Annotated in this window: 13 protein-coding genes; 6 read left to right on the top strand and 7 right to left on the bottom strand. The window is 70.5% G+C overall.

Annotated features, from left to right (window positions below):
* Positions 1-14 precede the first annotated feature (14 nt).
* Positions 15-215, bottom strand: coding sequence for a hypothetical protein (locus tag BLQ49_RS22500; protein WP_091719917.1), 201 nt, complete (start codon positions 213-215; stop codon positions 15-17).
* Positions 216-339: 124 nt separating this feature from the next.
* Positions 340-1,812 carry a glucose-6-phosphate dehydrogenase gene (gene zwf, locus BLQ49_RS22505; RefSeq protein WP_091719919.1) on the bottom strand — a complete coding sequence of 491 codons (1,473 nt, stop codon included), beginning with the start codon at positions 1,810-1,812 and terminating at the stop codon, positions 340-342.
* Positions 1,813-2,041: 229 nt separating this feature from the next.
* Here zwf and BLQ49_RS22510 point away from each other — a divergent pair, with 229 nt between their 5' ends.
* Positions 2,042-2,329 (top strand): GIY-YIG nuclease family protein, encoded by a 288-nt coding sequence (locus BLQ49_RS22510; RefSeq protein WP_091719923.1) that lies wholly within the window; start codon positions 2,042-2,044, stop codon positions 2,327-2,329.
* Positions 2,330-2,524: 195 nt separating this feature from the next.
* On the opposite strand, the gene BLQ49_RS22515 is transcribed toward BLQ49_RS22510, so the two are convergent.
* Together BLQ49_RS22515 and BLQ49_RS22520 are read right to left on the bottom strand one after the other, a co-directional pair.
* Positions 2,525-2,971 carry a hypothetical protein gene (locus BLQ49_RS22515; RefSeq protein WP_091719926.1) on the bottom strand — a complete coding sequence of 149 codons (447 nt, stop codon included), beginning with the start codon at positions 2,969-2,971 and terminating at the stop codon, positions 2,525-2,527.
* Positions 2,972-3,814, bottom strand: a complete 843-nt coding sequence (locus BLQ49_RS22520; protein ID WP_091719929.1) for an SDR family NAD(P)-dependent oxidoreductase — start codon at positions 3,812-3,814, stop codon at positions 2,972-2,974.
* 163 nt (positions 3,815-3,977) lie between these two features.
* Here BLQ49_RS22520 and BLQ49_RS22525 point away from each other — a divergent pair, with 163 nt between their 5' ends.
* A complete protein-coding gene (locus BLQ49_RS22525) occupies positions 3,978-5,156 on the top strand; it encodes an endo-1,4-beta-xylanase (protein ID WP_091719933.1) in 1,179 nt (392 codons plus the stop codon).
* Here BLQ49_RS22525 and BLQ49_RS22530 read toward each other — a convergent pair.
* Positions 5,143-6,261 carry an acyltransferase family protein gene (locus BLQ49_RS22530; protein ID WP_091719935.1) on the bottom strand — a complete coding sequence of 373 codons (1,119 nt, stop codon included), beginning with the start codon at positions 6,259-6,261 and terminating at the stop codon, positions 5,143-5,145. The two genes, BLQ49_RS22525 and BLQ49_RS22530, sit on opposite strands and share 14 nt — an antisense overlap.
* Before the next feature lie 223 nt (positions 6,262-6,484).
* Here BLQ49_RS22530 and BLQ49_RS22535 point away from each other — a divergent pair, with 223 nt between their 5' ends.
* A complete protein-coding gene (locus BLQ49_RS22535) occupies positions 6,485-8,182 on the top strand; it encodes a L,D-transpeptidase family protein (protein ID WP_091719938.1) in 1,698 nt (565 codons plus the stop codon).
* Positions 8,183-8,353: 171 nt separating this feature from the next.
* Here BLQ49_RS22535 and BLQ49_RS22540 read toward each other — a convergent pair whose 3' ends face one another.
* On the bottom strand, positions 8,354-11,044 hold the full coding sequence (locus tag BLQ49_RS22540) for a bifunctional acetate--CoA ligase family protein/GNAT family N-acetyltransferase (RefSeq protein WP_091720201.1): 2,691 nt from the start codon (positions 11,042-11,044) through the stop codon (positions 8,354-8,356).
* A 397-nt stretch (positions 11,045-11,441) separates the two neighbouring features.
* On the opposite strand from BLQ49_RS22540, the gene BLQ49_RS22545 reads away from it, so the two are divergent.
* Both BLQ49_RS22545 and BLQ49_RS22550 read left to right on the top strand, forming a co-directional pair.
* Positions 11,442-11,855, top strand: coding sequence for a Ros/MucR family transcriptional regulator (locus tag BLQ49_RS22545; protein ID WP_091719940.1), 414 nt, complete (start codon positions 11,442-11,444; stop codon positions 11,853-11,855).
* 95 nt (positions 11,856-11,950) lie between these two features.
* Positions 11,951-12,700, top strand: a complete 750-nt coding sequence (locus tag BLQ49_RS22550; RefSeq protein WP_091719943.1) for a restriction endonuclease — start codon at positions 11,951-11,953, stop codon at positions 12,698-12,700.
* Positions 12,701-12,733: 33 nt separating this feature from the next.
* Here BLQ49_RS22550 and BLQ49_RS22555 read toward each other — a convergent pair whose 3' ends face one another.
* Entirely contained in the window at positions 12,734-13,213 is a 480-nt protein-coding gene (locus BLQ49_RS22555) for a peroxiredoxin (protein WP_091720203.1), read from the bottom strand.
* A 306-nt stretch (positions 13,214-13,519) separates the two neighbouring features.
* On the opposite strand from BLQ49_RS22555, the gene BLQ49_RS22560 reads away from it, so the two are divergent.
* Positions 13,520-14,212, top strand: coding sequence for a YqgE/AlgH family protein (locus BLQ49_RS22560; RefSeq protein WP_280141000.1), 693 nt, complete (start codon positions 13,520-13,522; stop codon positions 14,210-14,212).
* The last annotated feature ends 8 nt before the right edge of the window (positions 14,213-14,220 follow it).

Below are 14,220 nucleotides of genomic sequence, written 5' to 3' on the forward strand. Positions count from 1 at the left end.
AAAGACGGCGTGTCTCAGGCCGTGTGTTGCGCCTGTTCCCGGCGCCGGGCGAGGCGGGTGGCGCCGTAGATCTCGCTCAGGCGGCGCCGGGCCGCGGAGACCGGCGGGGCCTGCCGTTCGTCATGGGCGGCCGCGATGATGCGCAGGGTGGCGGCGACCGAGCGTTCCAGGCGGCGCTCGGCCAGGGCGGCCGCGTCCCGATAGGTGTCGAGCATGCGATGATCCCTCGTGCAGGGCCGTGTCCGCCCTCTGGCGGGGCGGTGTCCGGCAGCACGGGCAGAGTTCATCTCCCCACTTGACGGTATGATGGCAGCTTGGCCGTAAGCGGGGGATGACGTGTCAGCGCAGCTCCTCGTGCCAGGTCCGGCCGTCGCGCTCGATCAGCGCGATGGCGGCGGTCGGGCCCCAGCTGCCGGCCGGATAGGGCCGGGGCGCCTCCGGCCGGTCGGCCCAGGCCTTGAGCACGCCATCCGCCCAGGCCCAGGCGGCCTCGACCTCGTCGCGCCGCATGAACAGGGTGGCGTTGCCGCGGACCACGTCCATCAGCAGGCGCTCGTAGGCGTCCGGATAGCGCTGCTTGAAGGTCTCCTCGAAGGAGATGTCGAGATCGGTCGGGCGCAGGCGCAGGCCGCCGGGTCCCGGATCCTTGGTCATCACCTCGAGCTTCATGCCCTCCTGCGGCTGCAGGCGGATCACCAGCCGGTTCGGCTCGCGGCCGAAGGCCTCCTCGGGGAAGATCGAGAACGGCGAGGCGCGGAACTGCACCACGATCTCCGAGAGCTTCTGGGGCAGGCGCTTGCCGGTGCGCAGGTAGAACGGCACTCCGGCCCAGCGGCCGGACTGGATCTCGACCTTCATGGCCACGAAGGTCTCGGTCCGGCTCTCATGACCGAGTTCGGTCAGGTAGCCCTCCACGGGTTTGCCGTCGACGGCGCCCGCCACGTACTGGCCGCGGACCGTGGCGAACTGGATGTCGTGGGCGGTGATCGGCTTGAGGGCGCGCAGCACCTTCAGCTTCTCGTCGCGGACCGAATTGGCTTCGAGGTTGAGCGGGCTCTCCATCGCGGTGAGGCAGAGGAGCTGCAGGATGTGGTTCTGCAGCATGTCGCGCATGGCGCCCGACGTGTCGTAGTAGCCCGCCCGCCCCTCGACCCCCACGGTCTCGGCGACCGTGATCTGGACGTGATCGATCACGTCCGCGGTCCAGAGCCGCTCGAAGATCGTGTTGGCGAAGCGGAGCGACAGCAGGTTCTGGACCGTCTCCTTGCCGAGGTAGTGGTCGATCCGGAAGATCTGCGATTCGGGGAAGACCTCGCCCACCGCGTCGTTGATGGCGCGGGCCGATTTCAGATCCTTGCCGATCGGCTTCTCCAGCACGACGCGGGACTTCTCGCCGACGAGTCCGTGGGCCGCGAGGTTGCGGCAGATCGAGCCGTAGAGGTCGGGGGAGGTGGCGAGGTAGTAGGGCCGCACCTGTCCGGGCCGCTCGTCGAGCTTGGCCACGAGGTCGTCCCAGCCGCTGTCGCCGGCGCCGTCGACCGCCACGTAGTCGATATGGTCGAGGAAGCGCTGGAGCATGTCCTCGGTCAGGTCGGAGGCGGGCACGAAGCGCTTGAGGGCGTCGCGGGCGTGCTCGTGGAAGGCGTCGCGCGACAGCTCCGAGCGCGAGGCGCCGATGATCCGGCTGGTCTCCGGGATCTGGCCGTCCCGGAAGCGGTAGAACAGGGCCGGCAGAAGCTTTCGTGCGGTCAGATCGCCGGTCGCACCGAAGACGACGCAGTCGAAGGAAGCGACGGGGATGATCGTGGCCAAGGGCGGCTCCCGGTTGTCGTGCGCTGATCCCGCGCGGCGTGTGCGCCGCACACACCTAACCTGGGTGCAAGCGCTTCGCCAGACGAGGGGTGCGGCGTGCCAAGGCTGAAGCGATCCGGTCATGCCAAGTTGAGTGATAAAGCGCTTCCGTCTTTGCGAGCGTAGCGAAGCAACCCAGGGCACCGCGCGGCGAGTCGCCCTGCGCAACCGTAGCAACAGGCCTGCAACGATGCGCGAGCCGGCCGTCTACATCATGGCGAGTCGCCGCAACGGAACGCTTTACACGGGTGTGACCTCGAACCTCCCCCGGCGCGTCTATGAGCATCGCGAGGTGCTGCTTGTGGGCTTTACGAGCCGCTATGCTTGCAAGCTCTTGGTTTGGTACGAGCCTTATCCCACGATGGCGGAGGCCATCACACGCGAGAAACAGATCAAAGCTGGATCCCGAAAGAAGAAGCTCGCCCTGATCGAGGTGATGAGTCCGGATTGGCGCGACCTGTATCCCGACCTCGCGTGAATGCGTCAGGCGTCGCGGAGCCCTGGGTTGCTTCGCTGCGCTCGCAAAGACGGCGGATGCGATCGTCCCACAGAAATTCACCCGCGGCCGGCCCCGCCCCTCCGTCATCACGAGCGCAGCGAAGTGACCCAGGGCAGCGCGACATCGGAACGTGTGGCGCCAACCGGATTGCTCCGCTTCGAGGAGCACGACGCTTCATGGCCTTCCCTTTCGCAAGGTCCCGTCCGAACGGAACCGCGGCTTGCCGGCCGGCCAGGCATGGGGATCGATCCGATCCCGAACAGTAAGCAGGAAGCGCAGGAACGCGTCCGGGTCGGTCCACACGCTCCGCATCGTGTCGCTTTCCGTCTCTCGCCAGATCGCCTGCGCCTCGGCGAAGGTCACGGTGCCATCCGTCAGTTCGGTGATGAACTCCGAGACGAGGCGATGCTCCGCCTTCGGCAGCCTTGCGAGCGCAGCTTCGAGGAGAGCTCGGCCGTCATTCCCGACCTGCCCCATGGCCGGCCCGAGGCCGGCATCCGCGAAATGGGCCTGCCGGTGCAGGGCGTTGCCGAAGCGGATGAAGGCTGCCCGCGCCGTCGCGGCCGGCGGGCCGAAGATGGGTTCCTTGATACGCGCCGGCGGGCGCGGCCGCCGGGCCACCTATCCCTCCATGTACTGCTTGAACGCCTCGGCGAAATCCGGATGCCAGCGCGAGAGCGCCGGCCGGTTCTCGATGATGTCGCCCGCCGCCCAGGCGATCCGCTTCTCGTCCTGCGCCCGGGTGGTCTCGTTGTCGGGGCAGAGGATGTAGAAATCGCCCGCCGCCAACCGCTCCAGCAGGAACGACACGGTCTCCTCCGGCGTCCAGGCGCCGGCCGGCTTCTCGGCGACGCCGCGAGCCTTGGTGAGCCCCGTATAGACGAAGCCCGGGATCAACAGGTGGGCGGTGGTCTGGCAGCCCGCGCGGTTGCGCAACTCGTGGGCGAGCGCCTCGGTGACCGCCTTCACCCCCGCCTTCGAGACGTTGTAGGGCGCGTTGCCGGGCGGCGTGGTGATGCCCTGCTTCGAGCCGGTCACAATCACGGCCCCGGGCTTGCCCCCCTCGATCATGCCGGGCGCGAAGGCGTGGATGCCGTTGACCACGCCCCAGAGGTTGGTGCCCAGGATCCGCGTCCAGGTCTCGGCATCCGAGAACAGCTTGCCGCCGGCCTCGATCCCGGCGTTCAACATGACGATGGCGGGCGGCCCGCCCCGCGCAACGGCGGCTGCCAGGGCCTCCACGGCACCCCGGTCGGAGACGTCGGTCGGCACCGCGCGGACCTCGACAGCGGCGAGTTCGGCCACGGCCGCGCGGGCGGCGTCGAGCGCCGGCCCCGGCAGATCGGCGAGCCAGACATTCATGCCCGCCCGCGCGAAGGCCTGCGCGGCGGCGAGCCCGATGCCGCTCGCGGCCCCGGTGACGACGGCGCTGCGGCCGGGGCTGATGGCGGGATGCTGGCTCATAGGGAATCCTCGGCTGGATGGCGCCCTTCAGATGGGGCGAGGCCGGATGAAGGCGAGTTGATGCACCGGATCGAACGGAAGGCCGCCCGCAGACTCAGCGGATCGTAACCTCCGCCGCCGCATGCTCTGATGCCGGTGATCCCACCGACCCCGAGGATACGGCATGCCGATCTGTCCGAGCCGCCGGTCTGTTCTCGCCGGGATGGCCTGCGCGGGGCTCGCCACGGCGGCGCGGGGGGCCGCGCCCACCGGGTTCGGGCCGCTCGGCCGCCCATCCTGGTCGAGCGACAGCCTCCAGGCCGCGGCCGCCGCGAAGGGCCTGCTCTACGGCTGCGAGGTGCCGTTCCACCGGTTCGATTCCACGCCCGCCTACCGGCAGGCGGTGGCGCGGGAATGCGGCATTCTGGTCTGCGGCACCGAGATGAAGATGGAGGAGGTGCTGCCGGCCCCGGGCCAGACCGACTTCGCCCGGGGCGACGCGATCCTGCGCTTCGCCCGCGCGAACGGCCAAAAGATGCGCGGCCACACCCTGGTCTGGCACGCGGCGCTCCCGCCCTGGGTCGGCCCCTTGCTCGGACGAGCGAGCGCGGCGCAAGGCGAAGACTTCATGCGCCGCTGGATCGAGACCGTGGCGGGCCATTACCGGGGCCAGATCGTCGCCTGGGATGTGGTCAACGAGATTTTGGGCAACGAGGCCGATCCCGACCGCGGCGGGGGCCTGCGCGACTCGCCCTGGCTCGCCTCGATCGGGCCCGGCTACGTGGATCTCGCCTTCCGCATCCTGCACGAGACCGACCCGGCGGCCGCCGGCACGTGGAACGAGGATGCGGTCGAGCAGGGCGCGCCCTGGATGGAGGCCAAGCGCACCAAGGTCCTGCGCCGGCTGGAGGCGATGCGGTCTCGCGGCGTGCCGATCCGGCGCTTCGGCCTGCAATCCCACCTCACCAGCACGATCCCGATCGACCAGGGCCAGCTCCGGCGCTTCCTGCGGGAGATCGGCCAGATGGGCCTCGGAATCGCGATCACCGAGCTCGACATCGACGACCGGGTCTTTCCCTCCGACGTGCCGACCCGCGACCGGATGGTGGCCGACTTCGCGCGGCGCTACCTCGACGTGGTGCTGGACGAGCCGTCGCTCCTCGACGTGCTGACCTGGGACATCTACGACCCGGACACGTGGCTGAACGACCACCCCTACCGCAAGCGGCCGGACGGTCTGCCCCAGCGGGCCCTGCCGCTGGATTCGCAATTCCGGCGCAAGCCCCTCTGGCACGCCATGAAGGGCGCCTTCACGTCGGCGCCGGACCATACAGCCGCGCGGGACAAACTCAGGCGGGCGTGACCCCGGCCTGCCGGCCCCCATCGGCGAGGATCGGCTCGGGCGGCCGTTCCGCCAGGAGCCGGCGGCGCAGGTGCGCGCAGGGGCGCTCGACCAGAGTGTACATCCCCCAGCACCAGAGCAGCGTCGGCGGGAAGGCCGCGAGCATCAGCGACAGGCCGTGCAGGCCGGGCCACAGGTGCAGCACCAGCGCCACCACGGCCATGTGGGCGAGGTAGAAGCTGTACGACCACAGCCCGAGCTGGCGCATCGGCCGGCTGGCGAGAAGCCGCACCGCGGGTCCTTCTCCGTGCAGCAGGTAGGCGAAGGGCACGAACAGGGCCGCGCTCTGCAGGGTGTAGCGCAGGGTCTCGCGGAAGGCGGGCGCCCGCACCGCCAGGGTGCCGAGGATCACCGCGAGGCTGAAGCCCACGTGCCACGCCTTCGGCCGCCACGCTGCGTCCGCCGGGATAACCGGGTTGTTCCACAAAGCGAGGCAGCAGCCGAACAGGATCGCGTCGATGCGGGTATGGGTCCAGGAATAATTCAGGCTGTAGTCGGCGAGCCGCCATACGTTGACGCAGCGGATCGCCAGGACCGCAGCGCAGATCCCCAGGCAGGCGAGCGCCGCCCGTCGCGGTTGCAAGCGGCCCAGCCACAGGACGTAGGCCAGGGGGAAAACCAGATAAAAGTGCTCCTCGATGGCGAGGCTCCAGAGGGGCACGGGCAGCACCGCCTCGGTGCCGAACAGGCCGGGATAGTTCGTCAGGAACGTCGCCTGCCCCAGGATCGCCGCCGGATCGACCGGCATCCAGTCGAGCAGCCCCAGCGCGTAGAGCCCGCCCGCGGCGAGCAGGGTCAGGTACATCGGTGGCAGAATGCGCAAGCTCCGCCGCAGGTAGAAGGCCGGGAGCGAGACCGCGCCGGTCCGCGCCCGCTCGATCCGCAGCAGGGTGGTGATCAGGTAGCCGCTGAGGAAGAAGAAGACCGTGACCCCGAAGCCCCCGGGGACGACGTGGCTGTACCCGCAGTGGGCCGCGAACACGATCAGGATGGCGAGCGCCCGCACCCCGTCGAGCTGCGGCAGGTAAGGCATCACCGCAGGGGCCCGCTTCCCAGAGTCCGGCATGAGGGAGTCGCTCCTCCTTTGCGGCAGGGACAACCCTGAGCCGAACAATAAGGGGTATTTTCGGTCGCCCCGACATCCGTAGACGCCGCGGTGCTTCGAAAGACGTCGCGGGATGGTGAATCTGCTCTTTGAAACGCCGTCCCGATAGGAGGAGATTGGTAACCACGCCGGCCCATCATGCCGCCGATCCGCCCCGAGTCGGGCGCCGTCGGGAGTGTTGCGTATGGGCCCGGTCCGTCCCCGCCGTCATGCCCGTCCGGGAGCCGCGCTCGGCGCCGGCCTGTCGCTGCTGACGCTCCTCGGCGCCTCCATCGATGCACGGGCGCAGGGCGCGCCAACGGCCGCGGCGCCGGCAAGCCCGGCACCGGTTCCGCCAGCCGCGTCTGCCGCCACGGCGTCCCCGGTCGCGCCGGACGGCGCGGCCGCGAAGGGTCAGGAGCCCAAGTCAGCGGAGTCCAAGACGGCGGAGTCCAAGGCCACCGACGCGAAGGCCGTCGAGCTCAAGCCCAATGCAGCCGCATCCGGCGAGCCGAAGCCGAGCGATCCCAGGCCCGCCGAGGCCGCGGCGCCGGACAGCAAGCCGCTGGAAGCCGCCAAGCGGACGCGCGAGCCGGCCCCCCTGGTCTACGCCAAGGTCTCCACCGACCCGAGCCCGACCCTGACCGCGCGTACCTTCCTCGACACGCTGCGCGCCGCCGAGCGCTACGCGGCCTTCGCGGAGGCCGGTGGCTGGGAGCAACTGCCCGAAGACCTCGCGCGCCTGAAGCCCGGCGAGCGCAGCCCGGCGATTCCGGCTTTGCGCCACCACCTGACGCTCACCGGCGACCTGCCGGCCGACGCGCCGCCGAGCGACCGGCTCGACCCGCCGCTTGTGGCGGCGCTCGCGGCCTTCCAGGGCCGCCACGGGCTGCCCGACAGCGGCATCCTGGGCCGGCTCACCCTCAACGCGCTCAACGTGCCGGCTTCGGTGCGCCAGAAGCAGCTCGCGGCGTCGGCGGCCCGGCTGATGGGCTCGAAATTCCCGTTCGGCGAGCGCTACATCGTGGTCAACATCCCCTCGGCCGCCGTCGAGGCGGTGGAGAGCGGCACGGTGGTGCGCCGCTACGTCGCCGTCGTCGGCTCGCCCGACAAGGCGACGCCCACGGTGGAGACCCGGATCACCGACATCAACTTCAACCCGACCTGGACGGTCCCGGCCTCGGTGGTGAAGAACGAGATCATCCCGCAGATGCGGAAGAACCCGGGCTATCTCGCCAAGAACCACATCCGGATCCTCGGGGCCACGGGCGAGGTCGACCCGACCAAGATCGACTGGGCGGGCGAGAAGGCGGTCAACTACACGCTGCGCCAGGATTCCGGCTTCGACAATTCGCTCGGTCAGGTGCGGATCGACATGCCGAACCGCTTTGCCGTCTACATGCACGACACGCCGGCGAAATCCCTGTTCGCCGCGAGCGTGCGCTTCCACAGCCATGGCTGCGTCCGGGTCGGTCAGGTGAAGGAACTGGTCGGCTGGCTGTTGCAGGGCACGGAGGGGCCGAACGGACCGGGCAGCAGCTGGGGCCCGATCGAGATCGAGACCGGCATCGCCGACGGCGAGCGCCGGGACATCAAGCTGCCCAAGCCCGTGCCGGTGACCTTCGTGTACCTCACCGGCTACGCCACCCCGGACGGGAAGGCGCATTTCCGCGACGACATCTACAAGCTCGACACGCCGGCGCCGGAGCCGGCGGCCACGGGGGCGATCCCGCCGGCCGACGCCGTGGCTGCGCCGGCCGGGGTTAAGCCAGCGGCCGCCAACGCCCCTGCTCGGAAGACCACCGCACCCGCTGCCGCGAAACCGGTCCCGGCGGCCAAGCTCGAGCCGGCCAAGATCCGGGCGGCGCATCGGCCCTCGGAACCGGCGGTCCGCGTCGACTGACGCCGGTTCGGCGACGTCGATGCGGCACGTTCGTCATCACGCGCGGCGCGAAGTGATCCAGGGCAGCGCGACAACGGACATCGTGGCGCAACGGGATTGCTTCGCTCCGCGCGCAAAGACGGCGGCATCGGAACGATCGATCGGTGGCCCATCGGACTTGGGCCGCTGGGCCTAACGTCCGGCCGGTGATCCGCCCGCCAGCGGCAACTGCACCTTCATCAAGCCCGGATCCTCCGGATCGCGCCCCTGCGTGAAGCCGAGGCGCCGACAGACCGCCAGCATCGGCCGGTTCTCGGCCAGCACCGAACCCTCGACCCGGCCGATCCCCTCGGAGCGCGCCCAGTCGATCATCAGGCGCATCAGCGCGAAGGCGAGCCCGGTGCCCCGGACGTCGCGCCCCACCGCGATCGCGTATTCGCCGCTCTCATGGTTGGCGTCGGCGTGGAGCCGCACGGCGCCGAGCATGCGCTCGCCGCCGCCCACGTCCACCTCGGTGGCCACGAACGCGATGGCGCGGGCGTAGTCGAGCTGGGTCAGGCGCGCCAGGAAGGTATGGCTGAAGGCACGCACCGGCCCGAAGAAGCGCAGCCGCAGATCCTCCGGGTCGAGCCCCTGGAAGAAGCTGAGAAACAGCCCCTCATCCTCCGGGCGCACGGGCCGCACCCGGATCGTGCGGTCCTTGAGGTTGAGGGTCCGGACCCATTCCGCCGGATAGGGCCGGATCGCGAAGCGCGGATGGCCGCGCCCGTGCCCCCCGCGCTCCGAGCGGCCGATCCGCACCCGGGCGTCGAGGGCGAGCACGCCGGTCTCGTCGGCCAGCAGAGGGTTGATGTCGAGTTCGCGGACCTGCGGCAGGTCCGCGGCGAGCTGGGACAGTTTCACCAGCGTCAACGCGATGGCCGACAGATCGGCGGCGGGCACGTCCCGGTAGCCTTCGAGGCGCCGGGCGACCCGGGTCCGGCCGATCAGGTCGCGGGCGAGGATCAGGTCGAGGGGCGGCAGGCCGAGCGCCCGGTCGTCAATCACCTCGACCGCCGTGCCGCCCCGGCCGAACACCACCACCGGGCCGAAGACGGGATCCTCGGCAAGACCCGCGATGAGTTCCCGGCGCTGGCCCCGGCGCACCATCGGCTGCACCGCAAAGCCGGTGACGCGGGCATCCGGCCGCTCGCGCCGCGCCCGGCTGAGGATGCTGCGCGCCGCCTCGCGGACATCGGCCTCGCTGGTGAGGTCGAGATGGACCCCGCCGATATCCGATTTGTGCACGATGTCGGGGGAGACGACCTTCAGCGCCACCGCGCCGCCCGCCGCGATGATCGGCCAGGCAGCCGCGGCCGCGGCGTCCTTATCGGGGGCGAGCGTGATCGGCACGGTCGGGATCCCGTAGGCCTCGAGCAGGCCGTTCACCGCGATCGGATCGAGCCACGACGCCCCGTGGCGCAGGGCCCCCGCGATGATCGAGCGGGCGCGGGCCGTGTCGGGGGAGAAGTCGCGCGGCAGCGAGTCCGGCGTGCGCATCAGGTCGTCCTGCGCCTCGCGGTAGCGCACGAGGTGCAAAAACCCTTCGATCGCCTCGGAATCGGTGGCGAAATGCGGCAGGCTGGCCCGGGCGAAGGCCTCCCGCGCCGCCTCGGCATCCCCGAGGGAGACCGCGAAGAGCGGCTTCTTGCGCGTCTGGCCGGCGCGGACGCGCTTGACCGTATCGGCGATGGCGTTGGCAACTTCGCCCGCATCGGAGCGGACCGTGGGGACATGGATCGCCAGCACGGCGTCGCTCACGCGGTCCGTGAGGATCGGCTCCAGGGCGGCCGCGAAGGCCGGGCCCGCCGCGTCGATGCCGAGATCGAGGGGATTGCCGGCCGGGCGCCCTTCCGCCTCGGCGGCTTCGGCCATGGTGCCGGCGCGCTCGATCAACCGGTCGGCCGCCAACAAACCGATGCCGCGGCCGTTCGACAGGATCGCGAGCCGGTCGCCGGGGAACGGGCGCTGGCGCCCCAGGGTCTCGACGGCGGAAAACATCTCGTCGAGATCCTGCACGGCCAGCAGGCCGGCCCGCCGGAAGGCCGCGGCGTAGACCGCATCGGGCCGGGCCAGCGCTCCCGTATGGGTCTCGGCCGCGCGGGTGTCGGGCCGGTGCCGGCCGGCGCGGAGGACCACCACGGGCTTGGCGCGGGCCGCCGCGCGGGCCGCCGACATGAACCGCCGGGCATCCGCAACCCGGTCCAGGCAGAGCAGGATCGCGCGGGTGCGGTAATCGGTGGCGAAATAGTCGAGGCCGTCGGCCACGCCGATATCGAGCACGCTGCCGAGCGATAGAACCGCCGAGAAGCCCGTCCCGTGGCGGGCGCCCCACTCGACGATGGCGGCCGCGACCGTGCCCGATTGTGAGACGAGGGCAATGTCGCCGGCGGCCGGCGCGTGGGCGAACAGGCTGGCATTGAGCTTGGCCCCCGGGACGGCCAGGCCGGCGCTGTCGGGTCCGAGCAGACGCAGGCCGTGCGCCCGGGCGATGCGGTGCGCGGTCGGCCCCGGATCGTCCGGCCCGGAGCCGAGCCGAGCGGTCAGGATCACGGCCGCCCCTGCGCCGGCCGCAGCCGCCTGCGCGACCACCTCGGGCACCCGCGGCGGCGGCACCGCGATCAGGACGAGGTCGGGAATCGTGGGCAGATCCGCGATCTGCGGGACGCAGGGCAGGCCGTCCACGATCGCGTGATCGGGCTGTACCGCGAGGATCGCGCCGGGGAAGCCCGCGGCCCGTAGCCCGTCCAGCACGCTGCGCGCCACCGAGCCCTCGCGCGCCACGGACCCGACCAGGGCGATCGCGCGGGGCGCCAGCAGCTTGTCGAACCGGTAGGTGCTCACGGAGTCGTCGTCACCGCATCGGATCCCGCCGGCCAGTCGTGCCGGCATGCCTGGGGTATCCCTCGCACATGTCGGGATCGAACGCGCTATCGGGCGGCCGCCATTCTACCACAGGTCCTACCACATGGTGCGGCCGGCGGCTCGGGCAACGCTTGATCGTCCATGCGCGATCATCCGGAATCCGGAGGCCCTGCGGGCCACGAGCAGAACAAATATCCGGCGCGCTTTATCGTCTTCAAGACGGGGAGCTATGGCCATATGTAATTTGTTCTTGCCATGAAATTCCTATCACAATAGTAACTGCGCCCCAACAGCCTGTATCAGGCGACCCGGAAACAGATTCCGATCATCTTGCCGTGTGACGGCATGAGCCCGGGATCGCCAGGAGGTTCAAGGGATGGATTCGATGGTCGAAGGGCAACCGGACTTTCTCACGCTCTCGGTCGACATCGTGTCGGCCTTCGTGAGCAACAACCCGGTCCCGCCACCGGAGCTGCCCGGGTTGATCGTCAAGGTTCACGCGATCCTGCACGAGCTCAGCCAGTCCACTCCTGCACCGGCCGAGGAACTGCGGCCTGCCGTGTCGGTCCGGCGCTCGGTCCAGCCCGATTTCATCGTCTGCCTGGAGGACGGGAAGAAGTTCAAATCCCTCAAGCGGCACCTGCGCACGCACTACAACCTGACCCCGGACGAGTACCGGCAGAAATGGGGCCTGCCTGCCGATTATCCGATGGTGGCGCCGAACTACGCCGCGGCCCGGTCGAGCCTCGCCAAGAGCATGGGCCTCGGCCACCAGCGTCGGAAGGGCTGAGGACGCCCCCGCGTCCACAGGTTTCCGACGGCTCTTAGGCATCGGGCAAGGGAGGCTTGCGAGGGTCTTGGGCCCGTCCGCGCCCTAGAGACCCGATGCCAGGCAAGCCCAATCCCGTCGCCCGCCTGTTCTGGACGGCCGTGATCGGCGGCCCGTTCGCGCTCTGGTATGGCGCCCCGGCCCTGGCGGCCACGGGGTTCGCGCTGCTGTGCGTGTGGCTGCGCCATCTCGGCCGGCCCCGCCGGTTCCGCGCCCGGGTGCGCCGCATCGCCCGGGCGCATGGCGAGACGCTGGCCCTGCGCCGCCGGCAGGAAAGCTTTCGCGACGCCTACGGCAACTGGATCGAGGACGGCTGGCTGCGCGAGCGCGACTACTTCCTCGACCGGACGGTGCTGCCGCAGATCGGCCCGCGCTACACCGATCTCGCCGTCACGGAGCGGGACCGGATGCGGGCGATCGTCGAGGCCGAGGCGGCCTCCATCGACCTGCCCGAGGAGGAGGACGCCCCGGAGGACGGCATCGACTACGAGCGCTACTGCGCCGAGCGCCTCACCCGGGCGGGATGGCGGGCGCACCGGACGCCGGCGAGCGGCGACCAGGGCGCCGACATCGTGGCGGACCGCGACGGAATGCGCCTCGTCGTCCAGTGCAAGCGCCTGAGCAAGCCCGTCGGCAATGCCGCGGTGCAGGAGGCGGCCGCGGCCCAGCGCTACTGGTCAGGCGACCGCGCCGCGGTGGTCTCGAATGCCGGCTTCACGCCAGCGGCCCGGCGCCTCGCGGCGGCGACCGGCGTGCTCCTGCTGCATCACGACGGGCTCGAGGCCCTGGACCTCGCGCAGGTGTGATGCCGGTCCGCCGGGCGCGCCAGGGAACCGCGCTCAGAGCAACTTCAGCAGCGCCTCTGCCCCCGAGGCTTCGGCCTTCGAGGGCGTCTCCTCGACGTTCAGGATCTTCACGATCCCGTCCTCGACCAGCATGGAGTAGCGCTTCGAGCGGATCCCGAGGCCGAAGCCCGTGCCGTCCATCTCCAGGCCGATCGCCTTGGCGAAATCGGCGTTGCCGTCGGCCAGGAATTCCAGCCCCTCGGCGCCGCTCGCCTTCGCCCAGGCATCGAGCACGAACACGTCGTTGACGCTCGTGACCGCGATGGCGTCGATGCCGCGGCCGAGGATCTCGTCCTTGTGGGTGACGAAGCCCGGCAGGTGGTTGCGGTGGCAGCTCGGCGTGAAGGCGCCCGGGACGCCGATCAGCACCACGCGGCGGCCCTTGAACACGTCGTCGGTGGTGCGGGCGATGGGCCCCTCCGGGCCGCTCACCCGGAACGTGGCCTGGGGCAGATGGTCGCCGACCTGGATCATCGCGGGTCCCTCGTTGCTGCGCATATGCGTTTGCGCGCCTGACCTAGCGTGGTCGGTGGGGCCTGTCGAGCAACCGGCCTCCTGACGCGTGGGATGTCCAAGAGCCAATCGGCGATCCGAGGCCGCGGCTGCGGGACTCCCGTGGAACCCGCCGTGATCGTCGAGCCGCGCGTGCGGCCGAACCGAGTACGCCTCGAACCGGCCGGGCGATTGTGGCAGCCAGGGCGGGGCGGACAAGCTGGGCGGAAGCTTGCTGCGTCCCTATTGCCCGCTGGACAATGAGAGGGCGCGGCGTAGCATGGCGCCATGGCGTCTCCTCCGCATCGCAAACCGGACCCTTCGCCTTCGGCTCCCCAGCGGGAGTCCGCCTCGTCCAAGGATTCTGGAAACGTGACCCCGCGGCGGACATCGCTCCCGGGCCCGGACTTCCTCGACGGGCAATTTCTCGTGGCGATGCCCGGGATGGCCGACGAGCGCTTCGCCCGCTCGGTGATCTATGTCTGCGCCCATTCCGCCGACGGGGCGATGGGCATCATCGTCAACAAGGCGGCCACCGACATCAGCATGCCGGACCTGCTGGTCCAGCTCGACGTGGCCCCCGAGACGGATGCGATTCGCCTGCGCGAGCGGGTCGGGCACATGCCGGTCCTGATGGGCGGCCCCGTGGAGGGACGGCGCGGCTTCGTGCTCCACACCGATGACTTCCACATCCAGCAATCGACGCTGATCATCGATGACGGCATCTGCCTGACCGCGACCGTCGAGATCCTGCGCGCCATCGCCAGCGGCGAGGGCCCGGCGAGCGCCGTGCTGGCACTGGGCTATGCCGGCTGGCAGGCAGGCCAGCTGGAGAGCGAGATCATGGCCAATGGCTGGCTCAACTGCCCGGCCGATCCCGAGTTGATCTTCAACACGGATCTCGACGCCAAGTACGAGCGGGCGCTCCGGGCCAACGGTATCGACCCCGCCATGCTGTCCATGACGGCCGGGCGGGCCTGACTGAGTCC

The sequence above is a fragment of the Methylobacterium phyllostachyos genome, assembly GCF_900103445.1.
GTDB classification, from domain to species: Bacteria; Pseudomonadota; Alphaproteobacteria; order Rhizobiales; family Beijerinckiaceae; genus Methylobacterium; species Methylobacterium phyllostachyos.

Excerpts from the sequence above, each read along its gene's own strand:
- BLQ49_RS22500 (WP_091719917.1), bottom strand. The coding sequence starts at position 215 with ATGCTCGACACCTATCGGGACGCGGCCGCCCTGGCCGAGCGCCGCCTG.
- BLQ49_RS22510 (WP_091719923.1), top strand. The coding sequence starts at position 2,042 with ATGCGCGAGCCGGCCGTCTACATCATGGCGAGTCGCCGCAACGGAACG.
- BLQ49_RS22520 (WP_091719929.1), bottom strand. The coding sequence starts at position 3,814 with ATGAGCCAGCATCCCGCCATCAGCCCCGGCCGCAGCGCCGTCGTCACC.
- BLQ49_RS22525 (WP_091719933.1), top strand. The coding sequence starts at position 3,978 with ATGCCGATCTGTCCGAGCCGCCGGTCTGTTCTCGCCGGGATGGCCTGC.
- BLQ49_RS22530 (WP_091719935.1), bottom strand. The coding sequence starts at position 6,261 with ATGCCGGACTCTGGGAAGCGGGCCCCTGCGGTGATGCCTTACCTGCCG.
- BLQ49_RS22535 (WP_091719938.1), top strand. The coding sequence starts at position 6,485 with ATGGGCCCGGTCCGTCCCCGCCGTCATGCCCGTCCGGGAGCCGCGCTC.
- BLQ49_RS22545 (WP_091719940.1), top strand. The coding sequence starts at position 11,442 with ATGGATTCGATGGTCGAAGGGCAACCGGACTTTCTCACGCTCTCGGTC.
- BLQ49_RS22550 (WP_091719943.1), top strand. The coding sequence starts at position 11,951 with ATGCCAGGCAAGCCCAATCCCGTCGCCCGCCTGTTCTGGACGGCCGTG.
- BLQ49_RS22555 (WP_091720203.1), bottom strand. The coding sequence starts at position 13,213 with ATGATCCAGGTCGGCGACCATCTGCCCCAGGCCACGTTCCGGGTGAGC.
- BLQ49_RS22560 (WP_280141000.1), top strand. The coding sequence starts at position 13,520 with ATGGCGTCTCCTCCGCATCGCAAACCGGACCCTTCGCCTTCGGCTCCC.